The sequence below is a fragment of the Pedobacter sp. HMWF019 genome, assembly GCF_003061025.1.
Taxonomy (GTDB): domain Bacteria; phylum Bacteroidota; class Bacteroidia; order Sphingobacteriales; family Sphingobacteriaceae; genus Pedobacter.
On the sequence record NZ_QAIL01000567.1, the window covers coordinates 1 to 2,496 of the forward strand.

Sequence of the window (2,496 nt, forward strand, 5' to 3'; positions counted from 1 at the left end):
CGACTACACAAAACCCACCACTAAATTGATAAATTTATATTTTCTTAACTTTTTCTTCATATCGCATTACACAAGCGCCCGACCTAACTTACTTACTAGTATAAAACCATAATTGTAAAAGGACAACAACAGAATGAAAAACGAGAAGGCAAGCAGGTTGATTAAAGCCTATCTAGATGACACAGCAACTGCGGAGCAAAAAGCTCAAGCAGAAACCTGGTATATCAAAGCTGCCGGCGAACAGGAAGAGCCCAAAACGTCCGTTGATCTTTCCACTCTTGAATCAGAGACTTTACAATTCCTGCGTGAGCAACAAACAGCGCAAAAGCCAGTAAGAAAACTTTGGACTATAGGCATTGCAGCAAGCGTAGCTGCAATTGTTGTTTTGGGCTGTTTTGCAACCTTCTGGTTCAGAACCAATCAGGCCTTGCCCGCAAACTATGCCAACGATATTCTTGCAGGTGGTAACAAAGCAACCTTAACCCTCGGCAACGGAAAAACCATCAACCTTACAGATGTTAAAAACGGCGAGCTGAGTAAACAGGCCGGTGTACAAATCAATAAAACAGCCGATGGTCAATTGGTCTATCGAATCATCGAAAATCAGGTACCCGAAATTAATGTCTCTACAAACACCATTTCTACCCCAAAGGGCGGACAGTACCAACTGATCCTGCCCGATGGCACCAAAGTATGGCTCAACGCCGCATCAAGTCTTAGCTATCCTGTTACCTTCACGGGGCGTGGGCAACGGGTCGTTAACTTGAGCGGCGAAGCCTACTTTGAGGTATTTAAAAACAAAAGGCAGCCCTTTATTGTAAAATCGTCAAAGCAGGAAATTAAGGTTCTTGGTACGCATTTCAATATAAGTGCTTATACGGATAACCCTGTTGTAAAAACAACTTTATTGGAAGGAAGCGTAGAAGTAAACGCTAAAACCATCCTGAAACCTGGAGAACAATCAAGCCTTAGCGGTGACCAGATCAAAGTAACTCCGGTGGATACAGAAGTTGCAGTAGCCTGGAAAAATGGCGATTTCATGTTTAAGAATGAACCTTTGGAAAATATAATGCAGCAGATAGCCAGATGGTATAATGTTGATGTGGTCTATTCAGACCCCCAAGTCAGCAATAAACGATTCGGTGGAACAATCTCGAAATTCAAAAACGTATCTGAAGTTCTATGCATGCTGGAACTCACAGAAGAAGTCCACTTTAAAGTGGAAGGAAGGAGGATAACCGTACTCTCAAAGAAATAAAAAGCAACCATATAACCGACAACACCCTAACCAACAAAAAGGCCAGAAGTGTTTGCCCACTTCCAGCCAGTGACCTGTCTCGCAACCGATTATAGATCATCACTTAACAGACTAAAACAAATGTATATAATTTACTCCAAAATATTGGACATGAATTGTTATGTCCGTAAAATCCTATTCCTAATGCGCTTAACCACCGTCATTCTTTTAGGAACTATGTTACACTTGAGTGCCGCTACATTTGGCCAGAAGCTGAACTATGTGAATAAAAACGTAAGCCTTGAACAGCTTTTCAAAGAAATAAAGAAGCAAACCAATTATAATGTGGTTTGGTATGAAGGGAAATTAAACACCGCCAGAACAATCAATGCGAATTTTAGCAATGCCCCACTCGACCAGGTGATGGACATAGCGTTGAGTGGTTTACCCCTCACTTATACGATCAGGCAGAACAACATTGTGATCAAGGAGAAAACACCCTCGCTCCTGGACAAGGTCATCAGCCATTTTAAAAACACTACACTATTCGGGAAAGTAAATGATGAAAAAGGCAATCCACTTCCGGGGGCAACGATTAGAATAAAGGATACTAAGTCAGCTGTTTTATCTAACAAGGATGGGAATTTTAGTATAGAGAGCAAAGAGACAAGTGGTATATTATTTATTTCTTTCCTCGGCTACAAGCCAACAGAGATCAGCTTCTCTCCCACTAACCCAGGACCTTTTAATATTACTTTAAAAGAAGATGAAAGTATACTAAATGAAGTGGTAATCATTAGCACTGGTTATCAAAAAATATCAAAAGAAAAATCTACCGGATCATTTGAACAAATTGACAACCAACTTATAAACCGAAAAGTATCAACAAGTTTATTAGACAGGTTAAAGGACGTTGTTCCAGGAATATATATATCAGAAAACCTTATTCCAATAAAAGAGACCGCAACAACACCGTACTCAAAAAATACAGGCATAATAATAAGAGGAAAAAACACCTACAACGCATCAACAGAACCATTAATTGTTTTAGACAATTTTCCTTACGAAGGAGATATAAACAATATTAATCCCAATGATATTGAAAGTATTACAATATTAAAGGATGCTGCAGCTGCATCGATCTGGGGGGCAAGGTCAGGAAACGGAGTAATTGTTATTACAACCAAAAAAGGGCAGCAAGGCCAAAAGATGAGAATTGATTTCAATAGTAACCTTACCTTCGTCAATAAACCGAATTT

The 2,496-nt window shown here is 39.7% G+C and carries 2 protein-coding genes; both read left to right on the plus strand.

The annotated features are described in order from the left end of the window. Nucleotides 1-133 precede the first annotated feature (133 nt). Nucleotides 134-1,258 carry a FecR family protein gene (locus DBR11_RS27440; RefSeq protein ID WP_108555735.1) on the plus strand — a complete coding sequence of 375 codons (1,125 nt, stop codon included), beginning with the start codon at nt 134-136 and terminating at the stop codon, nt 1,256-1,258. A gap of 183 nt (nt 1,259-1,441) precedes the next feature. Further along, nucleotides 1,442-2,496: SusC/RagA family TonB-linked outer membrane protein (locus DBR11_RS27445; protein WP_158275399.1), on the plus strand; the 1,055-nt coding region annotated here is incomplete at its 3' end.

What these genes read in the sequence shown, in the direction of transcription:
- DBR11_RS27440 (WP_108555735.1), top strand. Translation starts at nt 134, where the DNA reads ATGAAAAACGAGAAGGCAAGCAGGTTGATTAAAGCCTATCTAGATGAC.